Origin of the sequence: Ornithinibacillus californiensis, assembly GCF_001038485.1 — a bacterium.
Lineage (GTDB): Bacteria > Bacillota > Bacilli > Bacillales > Amphibacillaceae > Ornithinibacillus > Ornithinibacillus californiensis.
Map to the genome: position 1 here is coordinate 20,583 of NZ_LDUE01000027.1, position 7,163 is coordinate 27,745.

Consider the following 7,163-nt stretch of genomic DNA (forward strand, 5'->3'; position numbering starts at 1 on the left):
TCATGCGTAAAAATGTAATTGCAGGTAACTGGAAAATGAATAAAACACTCTCAGAAGCAACTCAATTTGTCGATGATGTAATGGATAAAATTCCTTCCGAAGACAAAGTGGAAGCAATTGTATGTGCACCGTTTCCTTACTTAGCTTCCTTAGCAGAAAAGACAAAAGGGACGAATGTAAAAGTTAGTGCACAGAATATGCATTTTGAAGATAATGGCGCATTCACCGGTGAAGTTAGTCCTGTTATGTTAAAAGACATCGGAGTAACGCATGTTGTCATTGGTCACTCCGAACGACGCGAATATTTTGCTGAGACAGATGAAACCGTAAATAAAAAGACTCATGCTGCCTTTAACCATGGATTAACACCAATCGTATGTGTAGGAGAAACGTTAGAACAACGAGAAGCGAATGAAACGAAATCTTTAGTAGAAACACAAGTAAAAAAAGCAATTGAGGGCTTGTCTAATGAGCAAGTGGCACAAACGATTATTGCATATGAACCAGTTTGGGCGATAGGTACTGGGAAGACAGCTTCTAGTGAGGATGCTAACGAAGTATGTGCTCACATTCGCCAAGTAGTAAAATCGGTAACGGATGAAGTGACTGCTGAAGCTGTAATCATTCAATATGGTGGCAGTGTCAAACCTTCCAATGTCGATGAGCTATTAGCACAATCTGATATTGATGGAGCATTAGTAGGTGGAGCAAGTCTAGAAGCTGATTCATTCTTACAGCTTGTGGAGGCAGGAGCAAAATGAGCCAGAAAAAATTAGCTGCGCTAATTATTCTAGATGGCTTTGCCATACGAAATGAAGTAAAGGGAAACGCAGTAGAACAAGCAAATAAACCAAATTTTGACCGTTATTGGAACACATATGCACATAATCAGTTAGAGGCAAGTGGTGAAGCAGTTGGCCTTCCTAAAGGTCAAATGGGTAACTCAGAGGTTGGCCATTTGAATATTGGAGCTGGCCGTATTGTGTATCAAAGCTTAACAAGGGTGAACTTATCCATTCGTGAAGGAGATTTTTACGAAAATAAAGCTTTCCTGAAATCGATTAATCGAGCAAAAGAAAAAAACAAAGCACTACATATTTTTGGGCTATTATCGGATGGTGGCGTTCATAGTCACATTGAGCACTTGTTCGCACTTCTAAAGCTTGCAAAAGACCAAGGGTTAGAAAAAGTATATTTACATGCCTTTCTAGATGGTCGTGATGTTGGGCCACAAACAGCAAAAGGATATATTGAACAAACCGAACAAAAAATCACGGAACTTGGAATTGGAAAAATTGCTACTGTATCCGGTCGTTATTACTCGATGGACCGCGATAAACGTTGGGATCGCGTGAAAAAGGCATATGATGCGATGGTCTATGGTGAAGGACCAAGCTACAAGAGTGCTATAGAAGTAGTGGAAGACTCTTATGAGAATGGCATCTATGATGAATTCGTTATACCATCTGTTGTTGTTGATGAAAATGGCAATCCAGTTGGAAAGGTAGAAGATGAGGATTCTATTATCTTCTATAACTTCCGTCCAGACCGTGCGATACAAATTTCACGTACCTTTGCAAATGAAGACTTTCGTGACTTTGACCGTGGGCCAGGGATCCCGCAAAATCTAGATTTCGTCATGCTTACTCAATTTAGTGAATCCATCGATGGTTTTGTTGCGTATGAACCTACAAACCTGGATAATACAATTGGGGAGGTTTTGGCGCAAAACAATATGAAGCAACTTCGAATTGCGGAAACGGAAAAGTATCCACATGTGACATTCTTTATGAGTGGTGGACGTGAACAGGAATTTCCAGGTGAGAAGCGTGTTCTAATTGATTCACCGAAAGTTGCAACATATGATTTAAAACCAGAGATGAGTGCGTATGAAGTAACCGATGCTTTATTAAATGAACTGGATGCAGGAGAAGTTAATGCAGTTATTTTAAACTTTGCAAATCCTGACATGGTAGGGCACTCTGGAATGCTAGAGCCAACGATTAAGGCAATAGAAGTGGTAGATGAATGTCTTGGTAAGGTAGTGGATAAAATAACCAAGTTAGGTGGTCATGCAATTATTACAGCTGACCATGGGAATTCGGATGAGGTAGTAACATTAGATGGTAATCCGATGACAGCCCATACTACCAATCCAGTACCCGTAATTGTTACAAAAGAAGGTGCAGAACTACGCGATGGTGGAATTTTAGCAGACCTTGCACCAACATTGCTTGATTTATTAGATATTGAGAAACCTAAAGAAATGACAGGAACAACTCTAATTAAAAAGTAAAAGGAGAGAATAAAATGCCATACATTACAGACGTATATGCACGTGAAGTGTTAGATTCACGAGGAAATCCAACAGTTGAGGTTGAAATTTACACGGAATCAGGAGCATTTGGCTCTGCGATGGTACCAAGTGGTGCTTCTACTGGAGAATATGAAGCAGTAGAACTACGTGATGGTGACAAAGGCCGTTATCTAGGAAAAGGTGTAGAAAAAGCAGTTCATAACGTAAATGATATAATTGCACCAGAAATTATCGGCTTAGATGTGACTCGTCAAAATATCATTGATGCGCTTATGATTGATTTAGATGGAACAGAAAATAAAGGTAAACTAGGAGCAAACGCTATCCTTGGCGTGTCGATGGCAGTAGCTCATGCAGCTGCAAACTTCTTAGAAGTACCTTTATATAACTACTTAGGTGGGTTCAATGGTAAAACTCTTCCAACACCAATGATGAACATCGTTAATGGTGGAGAGCATGCAGATAATAATGTGGACATTCAAGAATTCATGATTATGCCTGTTGCTGCTCCTACGTTTAAAGAAGCGCTTCGTACTGGTGCAGAGATTTTCCATTCATTGAAAAAAGTGCTAAGTTCAAAAGGATTAAATACTGCTGTAGGTGATGAAGGTGGGTTTGCGCCTAACCTTGGATCAAATGAAGAGGCTTTACAAACAATTGTGGAAGCTATCGAAGCAGCTGGTTACAAACCAGGTGAAGAAGTTAAATTAGCAATGGACGTTGCTTCTTCTGAATTCTATGAAGATGGTAAGTACGTTCTAAAAGGTGAAGGTGTAACTCGAACTTCTGCAGAAATGGTTGACTGGTATGAGGAAATGGTAAATAAATACCCAATCATCTCGATTGAAGATGGTCTAGATGAAAACGACTGGGAAGGTCACAAGCTACTAACCGATCGTCTAGGCGGAAAAGTGCAACTAGTTGGTGATGACTTATTCGTTACGAACACGAAGAAGTTAGCACAAGGTATTGAGCAAGGTGTAGGAAACTCTATCCTAATTAAAGTAAATCAAATTGGTACATTAACGGAAACATTTGATGCGATTGAAATGGCAAAACGTGCTGGCTATACAGCAGTCATCTCACACCGCTCTGGTGAAACAGAAGATGCAACGATTGCTGATATCGCTGTTGCAACAAATGCTGGCCAAATCAAAACAGGTGCACCTTCTCGTACGGATCGTGTAGCTAAATATAATCAATTACTACGTATTGAAGATGAATTAGCAGGCATGGGTGAATATGCTGGACTAAACGCATTTTACAATTTGAAAAATAAATAATACAAAAAAAGAGGCTGCGAATTTCGCAGCCTTATTCTTTTGTGAGTACATAAAGTAGTGTTACTACTGATGGCACTCCTTCATTCACTCAAATTAAAAGCACTTGTTACAACAAACTTATCAGGCAGAGGTATTTCCTCTGGGAACTCTTTAGGTAGCTCAGTGCCACTATTCATAGAGAATGACTCACCATCTTCACCTTCACCAGTTATAGAGACATTTCCATCTTCATCCTCTGAATAAGATACTGATTCCCCTTTTTCATTGGTGATAGTAAAATCTCCATCATCTTCGTTAAATGAAATAATTTCTGCATTTTCACCAGATATGGTGACTTTGTCTTTTCCGCAACCTGTTATAGTAAGAACTATCGTCAGTATTCCCAGTAATAACAAGTATCTTTTCTCATAAGTTTTCCTCCATTAAATGTAATAGTCTTATCTATATTACTGGAGGGACAAACTGTTAGATAAGTTTACCTAAGTATACAAACATTGTAAGTTTCATCATTATATCGTCACAGGACAACATCGGAATGAAATAGGCTATAGAGACCAAATGTTTTCATGAAGGGAAGAGACAAGTTGGCAAAAAAGGTATTGTTATTTGGAGATATAGGAATCGATGATATTGTTGCAATTATGTATGGGTACTTAAATGATGAGATTGATATTGTTGGTGTAGTGACGGAATATGGAAATATAACGAGGGAAAACGCACTTGCAAGTGTTCAATATTTAAAAGAAGAGGTTTTAGTTTCAGATGAATCACAGGAACAAGTAATTATCGCAGGTGCGGAAAATCCCATGACTGCAGATCCAGTTGAAGTTTTTCCTGAAATTCATGGAGAATATGGGCTAGGACCCATTACTCCACCAGAAATTGAAGACGGCATCACACTAGAAAACTTTTTTACGATAATTGATATTATTGAAGAATATGGAGAAGACCTCTATATCGTGAACGTAGGAAGATTAACATCACTAGCAACGATGTACTTGCTCTATCCAAGAACAATGGAACATATTAATAAAATTTATATAATGGGAGGAGCTTTTTGGGTACCAGGAAATGTTACGGCTGTATCCGAAGCTAATTTTCATGGTGACCCTGTTGCTGCACAAATTGTATTAACATATGCTGAGCAAGTGACAATTATCCCACTAAATGTTACTCAAAATGCGATTGTTACACCGGATATGGTCAATTATATTGATCAAGTTGGGTCAATTGAAATATTTAAACCAATGGTTGACTATTATTATGATTTTTATAGTAAACGGGACCCGAATGTACAAGGAAGTCCATTACATGATGTCTTAACTTTAATGGCTGTAAATAAGGAGGAAATGTTTACATTTGAAGAGTATCCAGTTCACATTGTTCAAGCAACTAGAGGGACAGAGCGTGGGCAGAGTATTGCAGATATAAGACCTTTTGGGGATTTTGAAGAAGAAACAGATAAAGAAATTAAGAGGCACCGCATTGCTTTTGATTTTGATTATAGAGAGTTTTTCATGGACTTTATGACAATCATGTCAGGCCAGCGGTTTGAGTATAAAGAATGAGAAGATATTATTTAGCGCAGTAAGATAGGTACTTACTGTGCTATTTTTATGTTCAATTCTTCAATTTATAGAACCATTTTTGTGGTAACATAGGAGGGAAATTGATATTATAATTAGAATTAATAAATTGATAATGAAATAGAATTGGAGAATCATCATGGGCATTAACGATATTATTGTATTCATTGTTATTGGCTTTTTTTGTTTGGGGGCCGTTGATAGGTTATTAGGTAATAAATGGGGATTAGGGTCAAGGTTTACGGACGGTATTATGACGATGGGTTCTTTGACGCTAGCAATGGTTGGGATTATTTCACTGGCGCCAGTATTGGCTAATATTCTCACTCCATTTGTAACCCCAATTTATGAATTAGTTGGTGCAGATCCAGCAGCTTTTCCGAATACGATTTTGGCACTTGATATGGGTGGGTATTCTTTAGCAACGGAAATGTCTCAAAGTGCTGAAGCTGAATTATTTGCTTGGGTATTTCTTGGAACGATGACGGGCCCTACACTAGCATTTACGATTCCAGTTGCACTAGGAATTATTGAGAAAGAGGATCGAAAGTATTTTGCACAAGGGATTCTATTAGGTTTAATTACTGTTCCTATTGGATGTTTTGTGGGTGGGATAATTGCTGACCTAAGTATTCTATTAATTATAAAAAATCTTATTCCCACCGTTATTATTTCCATACTAATCTCGATTGGTTTATGGAAATTCACGGATAAGATGATAGCAGGTTTTTCCATTTTGGCAAAGTTAATTGAAGTGATGGCGATTGTTGGATTAGTTGCTATATCCGTTGAAACATTTACAGGTTTTACGGTTATCCCCAATCTGACACCGCTAATAGAGGGAATTGAGATTGTTGCAATGATAGCTGTCTTTCTAGGTGGAGCTTTCCCGATGGTTTTACTTATCTCTAAATTACTAAAAAATCCGCTTGAGAAATTCGGCTCAATGCTGGGCATTAACGAAACCGCCACTGCAGGGTTAATAGCAACACTTGCCCATAATATTCCAATGTTTGCGATTCTAAAAGATATGGATTCGAGAGGGAAAGTCATAAATGTAGCTTTTGCAGTAAGTGGTGCTTTTGTATTTGGGAGCCATCTAGGCTTTGTAGCCGGGGTGCATAAAGAAGTTGTATTTGCGATGATTATTGGGAAACTTGTCGGGGGCATTAGTGCTGTTTTGTTAGCTGTTTTGGTAACTAGAAAAAAGCCTGAGCTGACTAGCTAGTATTGGGGGAGGTCAAGTAGTGAGCGTACTGGATACAATACGAAATCGAAGAAGCATTCATACTTTCAAAGAAAACGAAGTGGATATCGCAACGTTAAAAGAAATCTTTACCTATGGCTCCTATGCGCCAACACATTATATGAAAGAGCCATGGAGAATTAAACTCTATCAAGGAAAAGGAAGAATAGCTTTTGTGGAGTCTATTCTAAAAAGCTATCAACGAATTGGTTTGATCAGCAATAATCGAGAAGCCAAAACCTTGAAAATGATAGAATCCATGCGTAAATTTTTACTAGATATACCGCATCATGCAGTTATCTATTTGGAGAAAGAGGAAGATCCTGTCCGATATGAAGAGGAGTATTCTGCCGTTTGTGCCTTTATCCAAAATTCTCAACTAGCAGCTTGGGAAAAAGGTGTGGGCATGCTTTGGACGATTACGCCTTATATGCATGATGAGGATTTTTATAAGGATATCGGACTAGATCCAGAGGTTGTCAAAATCGCTGCGGTCTTGCAGATTGGCTATCCAGAGAGAATTCCTAAGGCTAAGGGACGGACACCTATTGAGGAGAGAATGGAGATAATTTTGGATTAGTTAAAATCTAACGGACAAAATTATTGGAAAAACACTTGAAATGTCTTAGAGAAGGCGTCTCACGGACAAAATCCATAAAAAATCATAGAAAATGTCTGAGAGAAGCGGTCTCACGGACAAAATTTATAAAAAAGCACTGGAAATGTCTGAG

The 7,163-nt window shown here is 38.3% G+C and carries 7 protein-coding genes; 6 read left to right on the forward strand and 1 reads right to left on the reverse strand.

Annotated features, from left to right (window positions below):
- Positions 1-2: 2 nt before the first annotated feature.
- From tpiA to eno, 3 genes are read left to right on the forward strand one after another with little or no spacing between them, the layout of a single operon-like run.
- Complete coding sequence (gene tpiA / locus TE34_RS06990) at positions 3-761, forward strand: triose-phosphate isomerase (protein ID WP_047984114.1); 759 nt, start codon at positions 3-5, stop codon at positions 759-761.
- On the forward strand, positions 758-2,296 hold the full coding sequence (gene gpmI / locus TE34_RS06995; RefSeq protein ID WP_047984115.1) for a 2,3-bisphosphoglycerate-independent phosphoglycerate mutase: 1,539 nt from the start codon (positions 758-760) through the stop codon (positions 2,294-2,296). Before tpiA ends, gpmI begins: the two co-directional genes overlap by 4 nt.
- A gap of 14 nt (positions 2,297-2,310) precedes the next feature.
- A complete protein-coding gene (gene eno / locus TE34_RS07000) occupies positions 2,311-3,600 on the forward strand; it encodes a phosphopyruvate hydratase (protein WP_047984116.1) in 1,290 nt (429 codons plus the stop codon).
- A gap of 80 nt (positions 3,601-3,680) precedes the next feature.
- Here eno and TE34_RS07005 read toward each other — a convergent pair whose 3' ends face one another.
- On the reverse strand, positions 3,681-3,995 hold the full coding sequence (locus TE34_RS07005; protein ID WP_047984117.1) for a hypothetical protein: 315 nt from the start codon (positions 3,993-3,995) through the stop codon (positions 3,681-3,683).
- 189 nt (positions 3,996-4,184) lie between these two features.
- On the opposite strand from TE34_RS07005, the gene TE34_RS07010 reads away from it, so the two are divergent.
- From TE34_RS07010 to TE34_RS07020, 3 genes are all read left to right on the forward strand, one after another.
- A complete protein-coding gene (locus TE34_RS07010; protein WP_047984118.1) occupies positions 4,185-5,168 on the forward strand; it encodes a nucleoside hydrolase in 984 nt (327 codons plus the stop codon).
- A gap of 157 nt (positions 5,169-5,325) precedes the next feature.
- Complete coding sequence (gene eutH / locus TE34_RS07015; RefSeq protein ID WP_047984119.1) at positions 5,326-6,414, forward strand: ethanolamine utilization protein EutH; 1,089 nt, start codon at positions 5,326-5,328, stop codon at positions 6,412-6,414.
- Between the two features lie 19 nt (positions 6,415-6,433).
- Positions 6,434-7,012, forward strand: coding sequence for a nitroreductase family protein (locus TE34_RS07020; protein WP_047984120.1), 579 nt, complete (start codon positions 6,434-6,436; stop codon positions 7,010-7,012).
- The last annotated feature ends 151 nt before the right edge of the window (positions 7,013-7,163 follow it).

Coding starts and splice junctions, on each gene's coding strand:
- eno (WP_047984116.1), top strand. CDS start 2,311: ATGCCATACATTACAGACGTATATGCACGTGAAGTGTTAGATTCACGA.
- gpmI (WP_047984115.1), top strand. CDS start 758: ATGAGCCAGAAAAAATTAGCTGCGCTAATTATTCTAGATGGCTTTGCC.
- eutH (WP_047984119.1), top strand. CDS start 5,326: ATGGGCATTAACGATATTATTGTATTCATTGTTATTGGCTTTTTTTGT.
- tpiA (WP_047984114.1), top strand. CDS start 3: ATGCGTAAAAATGTAATTGCAGGTAACTGGAAAATGAATAAAACACTC.